Raw genomic sequence first — 19,470 nt, 5'->3', positions numbered from 1 at the left:
TTATTTTTTCAAAGGAGACAATTCCACTTTTTTAAACTCTACCTCTGCTCCTTCTGCCTGTAGCGCGATTTTCCCTTTGATGGCGGTAGCTTCATAGCCTTTATTGACAAGGTCTCCATTTACCCAAACTGTAATGGTGTCAGCAAGACATTCAATGACCATTTGGTTCCATTCTCCTACAGGGTTTTCAGAATTGTCGGTCAGGTTGAGAATACGTCTTCCTTTGCCTTCCGTGATTCCCCAGTTTTCCTTTGGACCCCTTCGGTTCTCCATATCAGGTACCTTGATATCTTCCACAATGCACCAAAAATCCCCCGCATTCTCATGCATCATCTGCACTTCTATGGATTTGGGAAACATCTTGTATAGATTTCTCGAACCCGATGCATGGACCAAAACCCCACAGTTTCCAGGCTCGCCTGCAAAACGGTAGGTGACTTCAAGCCTGTAATTTTCATATTCTCCGTCAGTAAGCAAGTGACCATTTGGAGTTCCCAGGCTCACGAGCAGTCCATTTCGGACCAAAAAGGGTTTTCTCAAGCTGCTGTCTTTTTCCAAGTCAGGGACATCCATATACCAACCGTCGAGGGATTTTCCATCAAACAATGGAATTGACTGAGAATATAGACTGAAAGTGAGGAACAGAAATGGGATTATCAGGAGTTGCTTCATGGTTTACATCTTTGAGATAGTAATTTGGGAAATCAATCTCAGAATACTCATTTTTTATCTAAAATATGTCTAAAATGGATTTTAAGTAATTGTTTTTCGTGGATAAACGCTTCTTTGCCAGTGACCCTACATTCTTCTTCAGTGGGGATGGAAGACGGAAGTCGGAAGACCGATGTACCGGGCATTTCAGTCCGCAGACAAGAATTTAAATGGATATCCGATCTACTGTCATAATTGCGTACATCCATATTATTTTTTATGATTATCCGCATTCTTGCCTCTATTTCTTTTAGACAAAACGGCCTCGACTTCGCTCAACCTCCTCAAGAAATAAAACTTACAGACACCGAGCCTTTCGAGGTGAATTGAAACAAAATTTTACAAGTGGCAGAATTGCGGATATACATATTGTTTTTTCAGTAAAATAAAAATTGGAGAGCATCTATCTAAAATTATTTCTATGCCAAAGCATATGAAGAGTCAAATCACTTTTTAATCAAAAACATGATATTAATCATGTTTGAACCTACTTAATGTCACCCCAAAAATTTGACCCTTACTTTAGATTTGTAGCTTAGGATTGAGGAATTATGGTTTCGAAAGTTGACTACACGGTAAATTTTGCAATTCCGGAGGAAATAATTAAGTCTCACTATTGTGAAAGGCTGCCTTCGGGATTCCCGGTTAACCTTACTAGAGGAGGTAATGGAATGATGTGCAATCCTCATCAGGGTCCGACTCTTTACACGGCACACCTACCGGAAGTATTAGACTGGCTACATGGACTAGAAAAACCGAAAGCTTTGGAGAATGAGCCTTGTGGAATCCCAGTTTTGCTCTTTGATAGAGAAATGTCCACTGAGAACCTGCTTTTTCATTATGACGGGACTCCGGCATCTGCAAGATTAATCAAAAACTTTATAGAACTTTTTCAGGATAATATCAAAAACAGTAAGGCAACTATCATTTCCCCCAGTTTCATTCCCAAGTCAAAAATGAGGGAAGAGCAGGAGATAGTGCAGCTTGTAACCGGTTCCACTGCTGAAACTTCTTTTATCAAATTTAATTTCAATAGGATCGGTGACTTTTGGTCTTATGCTGTCAAACACCATTGTACCCTTTTGGTAACTACCAAAAATTACCAGTCTGATCTAGCCAAAGTACTTTTTCATTTTTATAAAGGGGGCATGTGGTATGATCGTTTGTCGTTTTATCTAGCCTTTTAAATCATTGAATTAGATGATTTTTGTCATGTTTTTAGGGGTTTTATCTAGCTAAATTGTACCAAATGTCAAATCAGGTCAACATATCCATCAGACGGGAAACCTCCACTTGCTACCACTGCGGGGAGGAATGCAAAGATGAAATTCTCCATATCGGAGAAAAGGATTTTTGCTGTACTGGCTGTAAACTGGTTTATGAAGTCCTGAGTGAAAGTGATCTGTGTTCTTATTACAAAATAGCAGATAAGCCCGGGCTGAGTCAAAAGTCAGTTTCCAGGAGGGATAACAGGTTCGATTACCTTGATGACAAGGATATTGTCAGGAAATTGGTTGATTTCCAAAATAGTGAAGAAACCCATATTACTTTTTCCATTCCCCTGATCCATTGTGCTTCTTGTATTTGGCTTCTAGAAAACCTCCATAGACTTCACCCGGGTATTGTGTCCGGACGGGTTGATTTCATCAAAAAGAAAGTCCAGGTCAAATACCTACACGACAAAATCAGCCTTAGAGAAATCGTCAGGCTACTTTCCCGAATCGGGTATGAGCCTACTATCAATTTGGCGGATGCGGACAAAAAGACGGTGGAAGTCACCGATAAAAAACTGATTTACAAACTTGCCGTTGCCGGATTTTGCTTTGGCAATATGATGCTCTTCAGCTTGCCGGAGTATTTTGCAGAAGCTGAACTTCTTGGTGTAGGGTTCAAAAAAACCTTCAATTACCTGAATGTAATGCTTTCCTTGCCGGTGTTTTTTTATGCCGCTACGGATTACTATCGCTCTGCTTGGCTTTCCATCCGCAACAAGGCAGTCAATATGGATGTGCCGATTGCCATCGGGATAGTCACTTTATTTACCTATAGCCTTTTTGATATATTCATTTTGGGGAACGAAGGCTACATGGACACCATGGGAGGCTTGCTTTTCTTTCTTTTGATAGGCAAATATTATCAACAGAAAACTTACGATACACTTTCTTTTGACAGGGATTACAAATCTTATTTTCCTGTTGCCGTCACCAGATTGGTAAGGGATGAGGAAGAAGTGATTCCTTTGATCAAGCTGAATGTCGGCGATATCATCAAAGTCAGGAATGAAGAATTGATTCCCGCGGACAGTATCCTTTTGGAAGGAGAGGCATTTATTGATTACAGTTTTGTGACAGGAGAGGAAGTTCCCGTTGCCAAAAGAAAAGGGGAGTTGATCTATGCAGGTGGCCGACAAAAAGGAAAGGCTTTGACATTGACTGTACAGAAATCGCCTTCTCAAAGCTATTTGACAGATTTGTGGAACAATGATGCCTTCGAGAAAGAAAAAGTCAACAGCCTGGAATCTCTGGCAAACAGGATTTCTGGTAAGTTCACGTTCACAGTTTTGGCCATTGCATTTGGAGCTTTGCTGTTCTGGGGATTTTCGGGACAGCTTTCTATGGGAGTGTTGGCGTTTACCTCAGTATTGATTATCACCTGCCCTTGTGCGTTGGCCATGTCTACGCCCTTTACTCTTGGCAATACGTTGCGAGTATTTGGCCAAGGGAAATTCTTTCTCAAAAATTCCCATGTCATTGAGAAACTTGCCAAAGTTGATACAGTAGTTTTTGATAAAACAGGAACCCTGACTTCTACAGCAGAAGCCTCAGTAAAATATTTTGGCGAGCCTCTTTCAGCTGAATCCAAATCAATTATCAAATCCTTGGTTAACCAATCTACCCATGCACTAAGCAATAGGGTCAATACCTGGCTTGATGGTGTCAAAGCGATCAAACTTCAGGAAGTGGAAGAGATTTCCGGAAAAGGCCTCAGGACTATTTACAAATCACAAGAAATCAGGTTGGGCTCAGCGGCCTTTGTGGGAGCAAAAACTGAGGGGTTACCAGCAGGAGGAAACCTTGTCTTTATTTCGGTTGAGGACACGTTATTGGGCTATTTTTTCATACAGAGTGGTCTTCGCAAAGGGATAGAAAGTGTGGTTTCTGAAATCAAAGAAAAGTTTCCTGTTCACTTTCTTTCAGGAGATCAGGACCACGAGCGGGTCAATCTGACCAAAGTTTTTGGAAATCAAATATTGATGAACTTCAATCAGGGTCCAAGTGACAAACTTGCTTTTATCAAAAACCTGAACCAAAACGGCGCCCACACCCTCATGATAGGGGATGGACTTAATGACGCAGGAGCATTGAGAGAAAGTCAGGTGGGTATAGCATTGACGGACAAGATCACCAATTTTTCACCCGCTTCAGATGCCATCATGGATGCGGCGGTGATCCAAAAGCTTCCTGCCTTTTTGAATTTTACAAAAACCAGCAGAAAAATCATCAAAGCCAGTTTTGGACTGAGTTTTACTTACAATATCGTCGGGGTATATTTTGCAGTACAGGGACTTGTGAGTCCTGTGTTCTGTGCTATCCTGATGCCGATCAGCAGTATTTCGGTTGTGGTATTTACCACACTGACCACTAACTATCTCGCCTACCGAAAGGGCCTAAAAGACAAAATCTGGTAACCATGGAAGTCATTTTTGTATTGATCGCAATCAGTCTCATTCTCGCCGGATCTTTTCTTTTCCTGTTTTTTAGGGCGATGAAAGGAGGACAGTTTGATGACAACCATACCCCGGCCATTCGGATATTATTTGAAAATGAACCAAAAACCAAAGATAAAAAAGAACCATCACCATCAACAAAATCTAAGTAAGTATGCCAGGAACAACACTTGAACAGTTCAGTTACGACAATAAGATCGTAAAGTACTTCGGCGTCGCCACCATAGCTTGGGGCATTGTCGGAATGCTGGTCGGGGTCTTAGCAGCCACCCAGCTGTTTTTGCCCGAGGCCAATTTGGGAAATCCCTACACCACCTTTGGAAGAATCAGACCGCTACATACCAATGCGGTGATTTTTGCCTTTGTGGGCAATGCGATTTTCGCGGGGATTTATTACTCCATGCCAAGACTATTAAAAACACCCATGTGGAACAAAGCACTAAGTTGGTTCCACTTTTGGGGTTGGCAATTGATTATTCTTTTGGCTGCTATCACCCTTCCGCTGGGTTTGACGACCTCAAAGGAATATGCCGAATTAGAATGGCCGATTGACATTTTGATAGCCATAGTATGGGTTGCTTTTGGGGCCAATATGATCGGTGCCCTGATCAAAAGAAGAGAAAAGCATATGTATGTCGCCATTTGGTTCTATTTGGCTTCATTCGTTACAGTGGCAGTTCTCCACATCTTTAATTCCCTGGCCTTGCCTGTGTCTTTTTTCAAAAGCTACTCCGCCTATGCAGGTGTACAAGATGCTTTGGTTCAGTGGTGGTACGGTCATAATGCTGTTGCATTCTTCCTTACCACACCATTCTTGGGATTGATGTATTATTATTTGCCAAAAGCTGCAAATAGACCTGTCTATTCTTACAAGCTTTCCATCATCCACTTTTGGTCATTGATATTCCTTTACATATGGGCAGGACCTCACCATTTGTTGTATACCGCTTTGCCTGAATGGGCTCAAATCTTAGGAGTTGTTTTCTCAGTGATGTTGATTGCACCATCTTGGGGCGGTATGGTCAATGGTCTTTTGACTTTGAGAGGAGCTTGGGATAAGGTAAGGGTCGATCCAGTATTGAAATTCATGGTCGTAGCTGTGACTGCATATGGTATGGCAACATTTGAGGGACCGCTACTTTCTTTGAAAAGTGTGAATGCCATAGCCCACTATACTGATTGGATTGTCGCACACGTGCACATTGGAGGATTGGGTTGGAACGGTTTCTTCACTTTTGCCATGTTGTATTGGTTATGGCCAAAAATGTGGAAGACAAACCTTTACTCTACTAAACTTGCCACCACCCACTTCTGGATGGGTACCGTAGGGATTATTTTCTATGCACTTCCTATGTATGTCGCAGCTTTGACGCAGTCATTAATGTGGAAGGAGTTTACCGAGGCTGGTAGATTGGCTTATCCAAACTTCTTGGAGACTGTCATCCAAATCAAACCTATGTATATGTTGAGGGCCTTTGGTGGCGTATTGTATCTCGCTGGTGCATTCCTGATGGTATACAATATGGTGAAAACTGCCCAGCAGGGTAATTTCATGGCTGAGGAGGCTGATGAAGCACCGGCCTTGAGGCCGCATGTAGCCGAACCGGGAGAATACTGGCACAGGGCATGGGAGAGAAAGCCTGTTTTCTTCACCATTTTGGCAACCATCGCTATTTTGATAGGAGGAGCCATAGAGATCATTCCTACTATCTTGGTAAAATCTAATGTTCCGACGATTTCAAGTGTAACTCCTTATACCCCACTTGAACTTCAGGGAAGGGATTTGTATATCTCACATGGTTGTGTGGGTTGTCACTCACAAATGATCAGGCCATTCCGTTCTGAAACCGAGCGGTATGGAGAATATTCCAAAGCTGGAGAATTTGTATATGACAGGCCATTCCTTTGGGGTTCCAAGCGTACCGGTCCGGATTTGCATAGGGAGGGAGGAAAATATCCTGATAGCTGGCATTATCACCACATGGTAGATCCTACATCCATGTCGCCTGGGTCTTTGATGCCGCCTTACCCATGGTTGGCTACTAACATCATGGAGCATGCTGATCTTCCTGCAAAAATCCGAACCCTTCAAAAATTGGGGGTGCCCTATCCTGAAGGTTATGATACACAGGCAAATGCAGACCTAACTTTGCAGGCAAATAAGATAGCCGCCAATCTAAAGACAGCCGGAGTCGAAGTCATGCCAGAATCTGAAATGGTCGCATTGATTGCTTATCTGCAGAGATTGGGAACAGATATCAAAAAAACTACAGCCTCTAACCCATAAATATCAGGAACTATGAAAAAGGACATATTAAGTTCCATCGAGAACATAGAAATCTACCCCATCATCTCCTTGTTGATCTTCGTGATTTTCTTTATTGGGATGTTTATCTGGGTGATCAGTGTGGACAAAAAATACATCAACCACATGAAGGAAATGCCTTTCAATGACGAACCACAAAATATCGAAGGCTATGAAAAAGTTTAAATCCTTATTTCTACTATTGGCAGGGATGTTTTCAGCACTTCCTACTTTCGCACAGACTAGTGAATCTGAGTGGTTTGCAAATCTTCAAAATATGGACAGTACCCAACTGACACTTCTGGTGATTCTGGGAGTTGTACTCGGTGTCATCGTCTTGCTGTTGGTTTTGATGATTTATCTGATGACGTTTATGACTGCGGTATTCAGAAAAGAGAATCCTGAAATGGCAAATCAGCCTTCATGGTGGGATGAGTTTAAGATAAAATATGTCACAGGAAAAATGAAGCCTGTGGGAAGTAAAGAAGAGAAAGCACTCATGAAGGAACACAGTTTTGACGGTATTGTGGAACTTGATAACCACATGCCGCCCTGGCTGGTCAACGTCTTCTACCTCACCATAGGCTTTGCTGTGGTTTATTTCACCTACTTTACTGTTTTGGGCTTGGGCAAAACCCAACTCGAAGAATATGCAGAAGAGCAACGAATTGCAGCTATACAGATAGAAGAATATAAAGCACTTGCAGTCTCCAGCATAGATGAAACTTCAGTGGTGTTTGATGAAACCCCTATGGCTATTGCCGCCGGTCAGAGTATCTACAGTGCAAACTGCGTGGCTTGTCATGCACAAGATGGTGGAGGAGGAGTAGGTTCCAACCTTACAGATGAATATTGGAAGCATGGTGGATCGATCAATGACATCTTCAAAGTGATCAAATATGGTGTACCCGAAAAAGGAATGATTCCGTGGCAAGACCAGTTAAGTCCTGAACAAATGCAGCAAGTTGCTAGCTTTATCTTGACGCTCCAAGGAACCACGCCTGCCAATCCCAAGGCAGCAGAGGGAGAAAGATATGTACCTGCAGGCGCTGAGCCTGCCAAAGCTGACTCTGTGGCTGTTCCGGTGACTGCAGAAGCTATTGCTGAAGCCAAATAAAAAAATACCCCTGAGTAGATTCCTGCTCAGGGGTTAAAATTACCAAACCACAGCTACGGTAATTTAAATTTTCAACTCGAAGATTATGAGTAAGCTCAATCCAAATTTAGATCCGGAAAATTTTCGTGATTCACTTGCTTCGGTAAGTTCGGAAGGAAAACGGAACTGGATTTATCCTAAAAAGGTATCTGGCAAATTTTACAAGTGGAGGACTTATCTTTCTTGGGTTCTTTTGGCCATTTTATTTGCAGGTCCCTTTATCCAAGTGGGCGGAAGGCCATACATGCTCTTTAACATCTTCGAGAGAAAGTTTATCATCTTTGGGGCAGCATTTTGGCCTCAGGATACCCATTTGCTGATTTTCCTGTTATTGATCTTTTTTGTTTTCATCATTCTTTTTACCGCAGTATTTGGAAGGATATTTTGTGGGTGGGCATGTCCCCAGACTTTGTTTTTGGAAATGGTTTTTCGAAAAATAGAGTACGCCATTGAGGGAGATGCCAACCAACAAAGGAAGCTCAATGACATGCCTTGGAACAGTGAGAAAATCTGGAAGAAAGGTGTGAAGATGACCATCTTTGTGGTGATATCTCTTTTGATTTCACATTTGGTGATGGCCTACCTGATTGGAGTGGACCAAGTAATGGAAATCGTCAGTCAACCACCTTCTGCCCATATGGCAGGATTTATTGGATTGATGGCATTTACCGGGATTTTCCTTTTTGTGTTTTCATGGTTTCGGGAGCAGGCATGTATTGTGGTTTGCCCTTACGGCAGACTGCAGGGGGTTTTACTTGATGCAAACTCCATCAATGTCACCTATGACCATGTCAGGGGAGAGCCTCGCGTGCCGATCCGCAAAAACAAAATGGAAGAAGAACCAAAAGGTGATTGTATCGACTGCGGACTCTGTGTTCAGGTTTGTCCTACGGGGATTGATATTCGTAATGGCGTGCAAATGGAATGCGTCAACTGTACAGCCTGCATCGATGTCTGTGATGAAGTGATGGTCAAGGTGGATAGGCCGGAGGGTTTGATCAGGTATGCTTCAGACAACAGCGTGATGCACCGGACGCAAAAGCTGATTACCCCTAGGGTGAAAGCCTATTCAGCCATGTTGGTCATTTTGATGGGGGCATTTATCACATTGATAGCCACTAGGGAAGACTTGGCTGCTACTGTTACGAGGTTTAGGGGGATGACTTATCAGGCTAGGGATACCGGTCAGATAAGTAACCTTTATGAAGTAAGTTTTATCAATAAGACATTTGATGCCCAAAAAGTAGCTCTAGTGGCAGAAAATGAAAAATACACAGTAGAAGTCGTCGGTGACCAAAACTGGACCTTGAATGGTCAGGCAAAATTTGACGGAAGGTTCTTCCTTGTAAAAGACCAAAAAGACATGCTTGTCAATCAGGAAGATGTTACCTTACTGCTGATGCAAAACGGTGAAGTCATCGATCGGATCAGTACAAGCTTTGTCGGACCGGTTTTCAGTGGGAAGTGATCACTTTATAGTAGTCAGTAATTAGTATTCGGTTTCAGTTAATCAATTAAACAAATAACCACAAACCAATAACCTTCCAACTTTGCAACCTTTCAACTTTAAAACTGAATAACCAAATAACAATTAACTAAATCAAAATATGGACTGGGGAAAAGGAATAGTAATCACATTGATTGTCTTCATCAGCTTGATGGTAGGATTAGTGACAATTTGCGTGAAGCAGGATGATATCCATCTTGTGACCCAAAATTATTATGAAGAAGAGATCAGATACCAAGATCAGATAGAAAAAATGATCAATGCTAATTCACTTGACTATAAGGTTTTGAATTATGATATCCAACTCAAAAAAGTGGACCTGCATCTTCCTGTAGGTTCCAAAGGTACGATGCATCTTTTCAGGCCATCAGATGCAAGATTAGATCAGGAGATTGATTTTGATGTGATTAACCCGAATGCCAATGCTTTTGACTTGAAGAGTCTGATGCCGGGCTACTGGAAGTTAAAATTAACATGGTCAGAAAATGGGGTGGATTATTTTTATGAAGAAAAAATCAATATTTAAATGATCTGGACGGCGTTTTTGTTGGGGTTTTTAGGTTCTTTTCACTGCCTGGGCATGTGTGGACCTATTGCATTGGCGGTATCTACCAAGGACAACTCCCGATTTCTCCGCAATAAAATCATCTATAATTTAGGCCGGACGGTCACCTATTCCATGTTAGGCGCCTTGATTGGATTAGTGGGTTTTTCACTCGCTTTGGCGGGCATTCAGCAATGGATTTCCATAGGAATGGGAGTGCTGATTTTATTAATGGCATTTTTTTACAAAAGTTCCGAGAGACTAATCACCCAATCCGGATTATATGGTGGGGTAAACAAATTGAAATCCTCCTTGGGATATTTTCTTAAAAAAGGCGGTACTCCGGCTTTTTTCGCATCCGGACTACTCAATGGACTGCTTCCCTGCGGCATGGTATACATTGCCTTGATTGCCTCACTCGCTCTCCAAAGCCCCCTTGATGGGGCGATGTACATGTTCTTTTTTGGATTGGGAACTACCCCAATGCTGGTCATGGCCATGATTTCAGGAAAAATCCTTTCGCTTTCTATCCGAACCAAATTGACCAATGCCCTTCCTTATTTTGCGATGTTTATCGGCATATTATTTATCGTAAGAGGGATGGGTTTGGGGATCAATTACATCAGTCCAAAGCTTCCTGTATACAGTGAAGGAAACCTGACCACCGAAATCACCGTTTGTCATTGATTTTTTTCCCTTAGATAGTTGGCCTTTTATTTGGCCAAGCTTTGCACTTCATTTTTTTGGTTTCAAGATTTAGCCATGCTTCGTGTAGGGGTGTTTTGGCACCTTTAGGCAAAATAAAAGCCGATCTGAATTTCAGACCGGCTTTGGTAATCAAATCGACATTTAACCTTACTCTATTTTAATTTCAAAATAGTATTCCTGACCATTTGGATACAATCCTAAGATTACAACTTCTTCGCCAATGTTGTCTTTAAGTATTTCTACTAGTTGTTCTGAATTGTTGATCTTATTTCTGCCTCCCGAACCTATCACTGAGGTGATGATGAAGCCCGGCTTGGCACCTGATTTTTTCCAGTTGTTGTCTTCCACAGAAGTGATACCTGCCCCTCCCTCTAAGCCAAGTCTTTCTTTCATAGCAGGCTTGATGTCTTCAAAAGTCACCCCGTCGAAGCTTACGATTTTTGGAGGAATTACTTTCACAATATTGGTGTCACCAGAGATGTTTTTAAGCATGGCTGTTGCTTTGGATTCCTTTCCATTTCTTAGGTATTTGATTTCAACTTTATCTCCAGGACGCTTTCTTGCGACCATCTCTTGGAGTTTTGCAACGTTGTTTGTCTCTATCCCATCTATCCCGATGATGACATCACCTGATTTTAATCCGGCTTCTTCACCGCCGCTGCCTTTGTTGACATCGATTACATACACACCTCTGGAAGTGGTCAGTCCTCCTGAAAGACTTTCGTCTAATCTAGAAATGTCCTGAATCTGTACCCCAAGTAATCCCCGCTGAACTGTTCCATATTCCAAGAGGTCATCCATCACCTTTTTAACAATTGAGCTCGGAACTGCAAATGCATAACCGTTAAATGTTCCTGTTCTAGACGCTATTGCAGTATTGATACCTATAAGTTCACCGGCAAGGTTAACCAAAGCGCCACCAGAGTTGCCGGGATTGACCACTGCATCCGTCTGAAGGAAGGATTCGATCTGAAGGTTGTTTTCCAAATCTCTCAGGATACCAATATTTCTAGCTTTGGCACTGATAATACCCGCAGTCACAGTCGAAGTAAGGTCAAAAGGGTTGCCTACTGCCAATACCCATTCCCCGACTTTCATTTTATCCGAATCACCAAACTTCACAAAACGTAAACCTTTGGCTTCGATTTTTAATAAAGCCAAATCTGTGGTAGGGTCTGTGCCGATAACTCGGGCGGTATATCTTGTATTGTCTTCCAAGGAGATATCGATCTTGGTTGCATTTTCGATGACGTGGTTGTTGGTCACGATATATCCATCTTCCGATATGATTACGCCGGAACCTGAGCTCATCCCTTCTCTTGGCTTCATTTCTCTTTCAGGATTGCGAAAGCCAAAAAACTCCTCAAACGGGTCTGAACCTCTTTGACTTTGGGAGATGGTGACACTGCTTTTTACGTGGACAACAGCCGGAGTCACCGCTGCTGCGGAAGCCACGAAATTGATTCCGTCAGGCACTATGAATTTATCGTCAGACAGCCAATTAACTAAACTTGTATCTTGTTTGTCGGTAAAGTTAGAGGCTGAATTCTGCCTGGTGAGGTAGCTTGCCCCTGCAAGAGCAATTACTCCACCTATGAGGGAAGCAAGGATGATTCCCAGGAAAAACTGCTTTTTATTCATTTTGATAGTGGTTTAAGTTCTGGTTTGTACACGAAATTTACAGAGTCCTGTTATCAATTACCAAGCTTATTTTTGGAATTGGCGTAAGTTTTTAACAAGGATTAACAGTAAATTTTATTGGGTGGATCGAATCCACATCTTTACAACAAAAAAACAGGAAGTGGGTTTCCCCACTTGCCTTATTTTACTTCGATTTTTGCTTTGTTTACTTTTTTCTCCGCTTTTGGCAAGTTGATTTTAAGCAGTCCATCTTCATAAATAGCCTCAATACTGTCAGAATTGACATCATCCGGCAAATAGAATGACCTGCTAAAAGAGCCATAATGTGTTTCAAGAGAATGGAAGTTTTTCCCTTCTTTCTTTTCTTCCATCTTTCTCTCTCCGGATACAGTAAGTCTTCCCTCGGTCAAGTCCAGGTTGAAGTCTGTTTTTTTCATTCCGGGGACGGAAACATGGAGCTCATATTTGCTTTCATCTTCAGAGATGTCTACAGCGGGTGTAAACTGCTTGAGATTTTGTCCGATAGAGTCATTGAAGAATCTATCCAAAAGGGTGCTGAAGGTAGCCGGATAAGCCGGGTCAAGTTGGTTGTATTTTACAAGTTTCATGGTTAGATATTTTTAGGTTATATCAATTTTATTTTCATGGATACATTTATTAAATTTTGTACCAACCAAAAAATCAAGCCATTTTGACATTAATCTTTCATTTTTTCCTTAATATTCGGTCAAAATGGCGTGATAAGTTGTTTTCGAGATTTCTTTTTGTGAGATGAAATAGGGAAATAGAAGGATTGAAAAAGTACAGCATGTTGGCTGAATTCCTTAATCTCCTTACATTTAGGATGTAAAAATTTACCCATGGGCTATAAAACCATTTTTCTTTTTGCTTTAGTTTTTCTGACCTCCCATTTTGGATTTGCTCAGGAAATACCTGTAATTAACTCTATCGACAGTCTTCTTGAGCTGAATTTAGAGGAACAAATGAGGGAGATTGTAGTGGACAATAAGCCTTCTTTGGAAGGAAGTATCAAAAAGGCCCAGCAATTTTCCACGACGCTAAATGGCATGAATCAGGTTTTGAAAAAAGAACTTGATACGACAGAAATCATGCAGATTGTCCCTGATGCCCAACGAGTTTTGGACAGGATTACAGAGACACTTTCCCCTGAGAATACCAAGATCAACCTGAGATACCTCACAGCCCTTGAAAACCTTCTGGCTTATACTAAAAGAAGAATAAAGGATAAGGATGAGGTGATTTTTTTTAGGATTGAGGAACTTGTGGGACTCAAAGAAAAACTTGACAGTATTCAGAATGACGACCTGCTTAAGTACAGTTTTAGAGATACCACCATGCTGGTCGAATACCAGATTTCTATCAAGTCATTAAAGACCAAAGTTCATGAGACAGACAGCATTCTTAATTCTCAGAGGATTTTGACCGCGGTCATTCAATCTAGGGTTTCCAATATTTTGAATAACATTGACTTGAGGGTGGATGATTTGAGACTGGCCCGTACCCAATTGGAAAGAACCTTGTTTGACAAAGAAAACAATTATATCTGGGAGCCAAGAGATTTTCCAAATACGGACAGGCTTATTAACATTTTTTTTGACGCATTCAGAATCAACAAGTGGATAGTTGGGAATTACTTGTCAAGGAATATCCCTCTTACCTTTTTTCTATTGGGTCTGGTTTTTTTACTTTATTTCTACATCAATTCTAACATCAAAAAGATAAGGCTCGAAAAAGAGTTTTCGGGAATCATATTTGGGAGGTTAAAATACCTGCATAAGCATCCTTTTCTTTCAGCCTTTGTGGTCATTTTGGCTATTTCTCCATTTTTTTATCCTTATCCACCGGCAGTGTTTTTCGCCTTGCTTATGTTTATTTTAGTAACTACCTCTACCATTCTGCTGAGAAGCCGGTTGTCTCCCAAGGCATTCAGACTCTGGCTATTGGTTTATTCCCTGTTTTTCATCAGCGTGATCAGCAACCTTTATTGGGAGGTGGCTTATCAGGAAAGATGGCATCTGATAGTATTCAATTTTTTAGGAATTTTTCTTGGTTGGAAAATGATCAAACTTCAGCAGAAGAAGGAAGAAAACCTGCCTTCTTATTTAAAAACCATAGTGATCATTTATATCATTTTCGAATCAGTCTCCTTTTTGACAAACATCTTTGGGAGGTTTAGCCTTTCAAAAATGATTGGAATCGTAGGTTCTATCAGTTTGTTGCATGCTGTTAGTTTGATAATTTTTGTGATCATACTCAAGGAAATTATTTATATCCAAATAGAGGTAAGCAAAAAAAGCGGAGATGGTTTTACTTCGGCTGTTGCATTTTATGATATTCAAAAAAGGGTAAACAAGTTTTTCACATACCTTGCCATTATCATTTGGGGGTATTATTTTCTGGAAAGCCTGCATTTGTTGGATTCTTTCTTGGAAATGGTTTTTAATTTTTTTGATAAGCCACGACAAATCCTCAATGCTTCTTTTACCTATTCTCAGATTGCCGTCTTTATTCTGATCATTTACTTATCCTCTTTTCTGGCAAATACCATAGGTTATTTCGCATCCATAAAAGATGAGCAGCATGGGAATGAGAGAAACAAAAGATTGGGTTCTTCCATTCTATTGATCAAATTGGCGGTATTTACTTTGGGGTTTTTAATTGCGATTGCAGCCTCAGGCATTCCAATTGATAAAATCACCATTATACTCGGTGCTTTGTCTGTAGGTATCGGTTTTGGATTGCAGACGATTGTCAACAACCTTGTTTCAGGGATTATCTTGGCATTTGAAAGGCCCATTCAGATCGGAGATACCATACAGGTAGGCACTGTGGAGGGCGTTGTAAAAGATATTGGGATTCGGGCTAGCAAAATTAAAAATTGGGACGGAGCTGAAGTGATTATTCCAAATGGCGATCTTTTGGCACATCACTTGACCAATTGGACGCTTTCTGATAAATCCCGAAGGGTAGAATTGATCATTGGGGTTGCTTATGATTCTGACATGGATTTGGTGACAGAACTGATTCAAAAGCAATTGGGAGGGGAGGAAATCATGAACCTGCCTGCTCCGAAGGTTTTTTTACAGAATTTTGAGGACAGTTCAGTTAATTTCCGGGTGCTCTTTTGGGTCAATGATGTGGATATCTGGATTTTGATAAGAGATCAGGTGATGCGTGGGATATTCAAATCATTTAAAGAAAATGGTATTGAGATTCCATTCCCACAAAGAGATCTTCATATCAAAAATTTTCCTGGGCTGATAGGAGAGAAAGTCATAAAACCGGGGGAAATCAAACAAGAAGAAAATCCGAAACCAAAAACTCCAACTGACCCAGACAAAAAATAGGCTGCAGGCCTATTTTGATCGCTGACGAATAGCTTCATAAATCACCACTCCTGCAGATACGGAGACATTAAGACTTCCGATATTGCCTGACATGGGGATTTTGACGAATTCATCGCTCAGTCCTATGAGCTCAGGCGAGATCCCGTCTTCTTCAGAACCCAAGATCAAAGCAGTAGGAATAGAAAAATCAGCTTCATACATCAGTCTCTCAGTTTTTTCACTGACACTGATGACATTGAGTCCCATTTTTTTGAGATCCTTGACGGTATAATACAAATTTTTGACCCTGCAGATGGGGAGGTGATTCAATGCTCCTGCAGAGGTTTTGACAGCATCTGAGTTGATTTGGGCTGCGCCTTTTTCTGGAATAACGATCGCATGGACGCCTGCACAATCGGCAGTCCGGGCTATGGCACCGAAGTTTCTCACATCGGTGATTCTATCCAAAACCAAAATCAACGGGGAAATTCCTTTTGAAAAACATTCTTCAATGACATTGTCCAAGGAAGCATATTCAATGGAAGACATATGGGCTACTACACCCTGATGGTTTTTTCTGGTGATCCTGTTCAGCTTGGCATCAGGGACACGGACAACGGGGATTTTCTCATCTTTTGCCAGTTTGAGGAGTTCTTTGACAAGTTCATTGTTGACTTCTTTGTCAATTAAAATCTTATCTATTTCCTTATCAGCAAGGATTGCTTCCATGACTGCCCTTGTACCGAATATGAAATCCTTGTCCTGTTCGCCTTTGTTGATCAGAAATCCATCTGCGCGTTTCTCCATAATGTGATACTTTTAAACCATTCGGGCTGCAAAGCCCTTGACCTGTTGAGTGTATAAAAACTTGGTGTCAGAATATTTTTGACCCGCGCAAAGGTAAAGGTTATTTTTGAAATTGAGTCAGGTGTTCCATAAGACCAACTTTCACTGTCCATCCTGAAGTACACTTCGTTTGGTGGCCCCATGACAGTGTAGACCATCCCCCGGTCAGTTTTCCATCCTTCTTTGAAATCCGTAAATAGGATATTGGCAAATTCAATCTGCTTGAAATATTCTTTGATGAGTTTTTTGGCAGAAACAGTGTCTTTGGTCAAGGTGTACCAATATTGGTCCAAAGCGATTTTTTTATCAGCAGCTTCTTTGAGGAGTTCATGCTCCCTTCTTGTGGAAATGTAAGTGACCATATCCACCATTTCCTCATAATCCTTGACCCTTGGGAAAATGTCATGCACAGTCTTTAACATTACTCCCTGCGTAGAATTGGTGTCAGACTGTATAAAGTAATATCCTTCGCCTGCAAATGCCTTTGGTAGATTTGCCAAAAAACTGCCCTGATATTCTACTTTTACCTCTCTTGGGACAGGTGCAGGCCGGATTTCCATCGGCGGCATCGGGACATCAAAGGTGTTGGGATAAAAGAACGTATGGAGGTTGACAATGCCTCTGCCTTTAAGTTCCACCGGTTCATTTTGAATCAAAAAGTTTTGATCAAAAGGAATCTTGTCTTCATAATAAACCCCAAAATTGGAATGGCCGAATATAAAGGGGCTGATGAGGTCCATGTGGTAAAAATATTCATCGCCCTGTCTAGTATCCACAGCTTTTATCAGGGCAATCGCCATTTGCTGGCCTTCAGGTACAGTCACTCTTTTCTCAAAGAAATAGTGGTAATCGGTTTCACGGATAATGTCTTGAACGTTGAGCCTGATAAGATTTTGGTCAGTCAAAGGTTCCTGAAAACTTGAAACTACACCATAATAAAATTCATAGCTGCCAAACTCAATGTCTTCTTCGATTTTTTCGACAGGCATCTGTAGGAGGAAGGTCCTGTTTGGTTCTTCGATTGGGATGATTTTTAGAGATATCCTGGAGTAACGGGAATACCTCAATGCCTGATTGACCGTTTCGAGATTTTGTTGTGCTAAAATGATTGAGGGAATGCAAAAGAGAAATAATGCCAAGCCAGTAATTGGCTTTATTTTGTTGCTGATTTTTTGTCCTATCATCTTGTATTAAAAATTAACCTTAATTTTGCACAAATTAATGAAAATTTGAATGGCTACCTATACAACGGAAATCGCTTCGGATAAGTTGGTGAGTGACAATCCCATCCATCAGCGTCTGCTCAAAGCGTACATTGCTGCCAAACCTTTGGTCAGTGGAAAGCTCCTCGAAGTAGGTTGCGGTGAGGGAAGAGGGGTGGAGGTTTTGTTGGAAAATGTAGACAGCTACCTCGGGATCGACAAAATCCATGAGGTGATAGATAACCTGAAGGTCAAATTTCCCGGTATCCAATTTGAACAGGCCGTGATTCCTCCATTTTCCGGATTGAAGGACAATACCTATGATACCGTGGTCAGCTTTCAGGTCATCGAGCATATCCAAAATGACAAGCTTTTTTTGCAGGAAATATACCGTGTGCTGAAGCCCAGCGGCAAAGCGATCATCTCCACGCCCAATATCAAGCATACCCTTTCCCGCAATCCATGGCATATCAGGGAATACACAGGTACGCAACTGACAGATCTGTGCAAGGGGATTTTTGATAAAGTGGAATCTCTGGGAATTGGGGGTAATGAAAAAGTATGGAATTACCATGAAGCCAACAGGGCCTCAGTCCGCAAAATCATGCGATTTGATATTTTGGATCTGCAATACAGGCTTCCGGCTTTTGTGCTGAGGTGGCCATATGAAATCCTGAACAGGATGAATCGCAACAAACTCCACCAACAGCAAGGCTCCTCTGTCACCGACATCAGCCATGAAGACTATATTTTGGTCGACCACACTGATAAAGGTTTGGATTTGTTTTATGTGTTGTATAAGAAGTAATGGGAGTATTTAATTGCCTATTTCTAGCTCAAGGGAAATTTTCAATGATTCTCGCATTTTTATCTTCCCTATTTTAGGATTATAAAAATAGATTTAAATGAAGGACATATTTATTGAAATTAAAAATAGAATAGATAAATATGGCTATCATAGATATCTTATAAAACCGCATAAAACACCTAGATATTCATACACTATTGGATTGTTAAATAGTCTTGGATTTGAGCTTTTATTAGGTGGTGCTATTTTTTATGAAAATACTGATGACTTAGAATTGATTTTTAAAGGAATTATTAACGTTCTATTGAAAGATAAAAAGGCAAGGAAAATTCATTTAAAAGATTTAGGCAATTTTGAAATAAGGGAAGTTGATTCATCATGGAGTTCACTAATGATGTTAGGAGCACTTGATTATTATAATCTCGAAAGAATAAACACATTCCAAATTTTTCCTATTGACAACGAGAAATCCACACTTGATACACCTGATATGACCAAACCTTGGGGTCAAGATAACAAGACTTGGAAATACCTTGATGATACAATATCTTGGAATTATGATGTTCCGGAAAGTTCTCTGGTGTTTACTAATTTAGATGCATTAAGAGGATGTCGGTTAACAGAGTATTTTCGTTTTGAACTTAATGAATGGGAAATTTTTTCAGGGAATGGTGCTAAGGAACCTAAAAAATCCATAAGAATAGTTCCTTTATCTGTACTAATTGGTATTGATTCATCAATTGAAAATATTATAAATGACCCGGTAGGCAAAGGAAAATTTAGAGATTCTTCTAATGAAAATAATATGATTTGGTACAATTGGGAATAGTTAAATTATTCCCCAGATTCGGGATATGAAGTTAATAGATTAATTAAGCTCGAGCCAAGTACAAATCATTTCAATAGCTATGGTTTTAAATAAGTATTTATTTTAATTTATCTTATTGGCTTTCTTACAGTTCTGTATA

Annotated in this window: 17 protein-coding genes; 12 read left to right on the top strand and 5 right to left on the bottom strand. The window is 40.8% G+C overall.

The genetic code is table 11. The annotated features are described in order from the left end of the window. The gene (locus MMU07_RS12315; RefSeq protein ID WP_241126175.1) at positions 1-672 is read right to left on the bottom strand and encodes a 3-keto-disaccharide hydrolase; all 672 of its coding nucleotides are present in this window, start codon (positions 670-672) and stop codon (positions 1-3) included. 590 nt (positions 673-1,262) lie between these two features. Between MMU07_RS12315 and MMU07_RS12310 the strand changes: the two genes are divergently transcribed. The 9 genes from MMU07_RS12310 to MMU07_RS12270 all read left to right on the top strand — a co-directional run bounded on the left by MMU07_RS12310 (position 1,263) and on the right by MMU07_RS12270 (position 10,637). Continuing rightward, positions 1,263-1,898, top strand: a complete 636-nt coding sequence (locus MMU07_RS12310; protein ID WP_241126174.1) for a hypothetical protein — start codon at positions 1,263-1,265, stop codon at positions 1,896-1,898. 62 nt (positions 1,899-1,960) lie between these two features. After that, positions 1,961-4,399: a heavy metal translocating P-type ATPase gene (locus tag MMU07_RS12305; protein WP_241126173.1), complete on the top strand. Its 2,439-nt coding sequence runs from the start codon at positions 1,961-1,963 to the stop codon at positions 4,397-4,399. Positions 4,400-4,401: 2 nt separating this feature from the next. Then, positions 4,402-4,590 carry a cbb3-type cytochrome oxidase assembly protein CcoS gene (gene ccoS, locus MMU07_RS12300; RefSeq protein ID WP_113925210.1) on the top strand — a complete coding sequence of 63 codons (189 nt, stop codon included), beginning with the start codon at positions 4,402-4,404 and terminating at the stop codon, positions 4,588-4,590. 2 nt (positions 4,591-4,592) lie between these two features. Then, positions 4,593-6,725, top strand: a complete 2,133-nt coding sequence (ccoN, locus tag MMU07_RS12295; protein ID WP_241126172.1) for a cytochrome-c oxidase, cbb3-type subunit I — start codon at positions 4,593-4,595, stop codon at positions 6,723-6,725. A gap of 12 nt (positions 6,726-6,737) precedes the next feature. Beyond that, a complete protein-coding gene (locus tag MMU07_RS12290; RefSeq protein WP_113925208.1) occupies positions 6,738-6,929 on the top strand; it encodes a cbb3-type cytochrome c oxidase subunit 3 in 192 nt (63 codons plus the stop codon). After that, on the top strand, positions 6,916-7,860 hold the full coding sequence (locus MMU07_RS12285; RefSeq protein ID WP_241126171.1) for a cbb3-type cytochrome c oxidase N-terminal domain-containing protein: 945 nt from the start codon (positions 6,916-6,918) through the stop codon (positions 7,858-7,860). Before MMU07_RS12290 ends, MMU07_RS12285 begins: the two co-directional genes overlap by 14 nt. Positions 7,861-7,945: 85 nt before the next feature. Further along, positions 7,946-9,367, top strand: coding sequence for a cytochrome c oxidase accessory protein CcoG (gene ccoG, locus MMU07_RS12280; protein WP_241126170.1), 1,422 nt, complete (start codon positions 7,946-7,948; stop codon positions 9,365-9,367). A 139-nt stretch (positions 9,368-9,506) separates the two neighbouring features. Continuing rightward, positions 9,507-9,932 carry a FixH family protein gene (locus tag MMU07_RS12275; RefSeq protein WP_241126169.1) on the top strand — a complete coding sequence of 142 codons (426 nt, stop codon included), beginning with the start codon at positions 9,507-9,509 and terminating at the stop codon, positions 9,930-9,932. Further along, a complete protein-coding gene (locus tag MMU07_RS12270; RefSeq protein WP_241126168.1) occupies positions 9,933-10,637 on the top strand; it encodes a sulfite exporter TauE/SafE family protein in 705 nt (234 codons plus the stop codon). Positions 10,638-10,805: 168 nt separating this feature from the next. Here MMU07_RS12270 and MMU07_RS12265 read toward each other — a convergent pair whose 3' ends face one another. Then, the gene (locus MMU07_RS12265; protein WP_241126167.1) at positions 10,806-12,299 is read right to left on the bottom strand and encodes a trypsin-like peptidase domain-containing protein; all 1,494 of its coding nucleotides are present in this window, start codon (positions 12,297-12,299) and stop codon (positions 10,806-10,808) included. 179 nt (positions 12,300-12,478) lie between these two features. Next, entirely contained in the window at positions 12,479-12,907 is a 429-nt protein-coding gene (locus MMU07_RS12260) for an Hsp20/alpha crystallin family protein (RefSeq protein WP_241126166.1), read from the bottom strand. A gap of 252 nt (positions 12,908-13,159) precedes the next feature. On the opposite strand from MMU07_RS12260, the gene MMU07_RS12255 reads away from it, so the two are divergent. After that, positions 13,160-15,667 carry a mechanosensitive ion channel family protein gene (locus tag MMU07_RS12255; protein WP_241126165.1) on the top strand — a complete coding sequence of 836 codons (2,508 nt, stop codon included), beginning with the start codon at positions 13,160-13,162 and terminating at the stop codon, positions 15,665-15,667. 9 nt (positions 15,668-15,676) lie between these two features. Here MMU07_RS12255 and rlmB read toward each other — a convergent pair whose 3' ends face one another. Beyond that, the gene (gene rlmB / locus MMU07_RS12250; protein ID WP_241126164.1) at positions 15,677-16,453 is read right to left on the bottom strand and encodes a 23S rRNA (guanosine(2251)-2'-O)-methyltransferase RlmB; all 777 of its coding nucleotides are present in this window, start codon (positions 16,451-16,453) and stop codon (positions 15,677-15,679) included. Further along, a complete protein-coding gene (locus MMU07_RS12245; RefSeq protein WP_241126163.1) occupies positions 16,426-17,676 on the bottom strand; it encodes a GWxTD domain-containing protein in 1,251 nt (416 codons plus the stop codon). Before MMU07_RS12245 ends, rlmB begins: the two co-directional genes overlap by 28 nt. A gap of 49 nt (positions 17,677-17,725) precedes the next feature. On the opposite strand from MMU07_RS12245, the gene MMU07_RS12240 reads away from it, so the two are divergent. Then, positions 17,726-18,502: a class I SAM-dependent methyltransferase gene (locus MMU07_RS12240; RefSeq protein WP_241126162.1), complete on the top strand. Its 777-nt coding sequence runs from the start codon at positions 17,726-17,728 to the stop codon at positions 18,500-18,502. A 97-nt stretch (positions 18,503-18,599) separates the two neighbouring features. Further along, positions 18,600-19,331 (top strand): hypothetical protein, encoded by a 732-nt coding sequence (locus tag MMU07_RS12235; RefSeq protein WP_241126161.1) that lies wholly within the window; start codon positions 18,600-18,602, stop codon positions 19,329-19,331. Positions 19,332-19,470: the final 139 nt, after the last annotated feature.

Source organism: Cognataquiflexum nitidum (assembly GCF_022538055.1).
Classification (GTDB): domain Bacteria; phylum Bacteroidota; class Bacteroidia; order Cytophagales; family Cyclobacteriaceae; genus Cognataquiflexum; species Cognataquiflexum nitidum.
Note: the sequence above shows the minus strand (reverse complement) of the source record. Positions and strands in the feature narration are given on the sequence as shown.

Excerpts from the sequence above, each read along its gene's own strand:
- MMU07_RS12315 (WP_241126175.1), bottom strand. The coding sequence starts at position 672 with ATGAAGCAACTCCTGATAATCCCATTTCTGTTCCTCACTTTCAGTCTA.
- MMU07_RS12310 (WP_241126174.1), top strand. The coding sequence starts at position 1,263 with ATGGTTTCGAAAGTTGACTACACGGTAAATTTTGCAATTCCGGAGGAA.
- MMU07_RS12305 (WP_241126173.1), top strand. The coding sequence starts at position 1,961 with ATGTCAAATCAGGTCAACATATCCATCAGACGGGAAACCTCCACTTGC.
- ccoS (WP_113925210.1), top strand. The coding sequence starts at position 4,402 with ATGGAAGTCATTTTTGTATTGATCGCAATCAGTCTCATTCTCGCCGGA.
- ccoN (WP_241126172.1), top strand. The coding sequence starts at position 4,593 with ATGCCAGGAACAACACTTGAACAGTTCAGTTACGACAATAAGATCGTA.
- MMU07_RS12290 (WP_113925208.1), top strand. The coding sequence starts at position 6,738 with ATGAAAAAGGACATATTAAGTTCCATCGAGAACATAGAAATCTACCCC.
- MMU07_RS12285 (WP_241126171.1), top strand. The coding sequence starts at position 6,916 with ATGAAAAAGTTTAAATCCTTATTTCTACTATTGGCAGGGATGTTTTCA.
- ccoG (WP_241126170.1), top strand. The coding sequence starts at position 7,946 with ATGAGTAAGCTCAATCCAAATTTAGATCCGGAAAATTTTCGTGATTCA.
- MMU07_RS12275 (WP_241126169.1), top strand. The coding sequence starts at position 9,507 with ATGGACTGGGGAAAAGGAATAGTAATCACATTGATTGTCTTCATCAGC.
- MMU07_RS12270 (WP_241126168.1), top strand. The coding sequence starts at position 9,933 with ATGATCTGGACGGCGTTTTTGTTGGGGTTTTTAGGTTCTTTTCACTGC.
- MMU07_RS12265 (WP_241126167.1), bottom strand. The coding sequence starts at position 12,299 with ATGAATAAAAAGCAGTTTTTCCTGGGAATCATCCTTGCTTCCCTCATA.
- MMU07_RS12260 (WP_241126166.1), bottom strand. The coding sequence starts at position 12,907 with ATGAAACTTGTAAAATACAACCAACTTGACCCGGCTTATCCGGCTACC.
- MMU07_RS12255 (WP_241126165.1), top strand. The coding sequence starts at position 13,160 with ATGGGCTATAAAACCATTTTTCTTTTTGCTTTAGTTTTTCTGACCTCC.
- rlmB (WP_241126164.1), bottom strand. The coding sequence starts at position 16,453 with ATGGAGAAACGCGCAGATGGATTTCTGATCAACAAAGGCGAACAGGAC.
- MMU07_RS12245 (WP_241126163.1), bottom strand. The coding sequence starts at position 17,676 with ATGATAGGACAAAAAATCAGCAACAAAATAAAGCCAATTACTGGCTTG.
- MMU07_RS12240 (WP_241126162.1), top strand. The coding sequence starts at position 17,726 with ATGGCTACCTATACAACGGAAATCGCTTCGGATAAGTTGGTGAGTGAC.
- MMU07_RS12235 (WP_241126161.1), top strand. The coding sequence starts at position 18,600 with ATGAAGGACATATTTATTGAAATTAAAAATAGAATAGATAAATATGGC.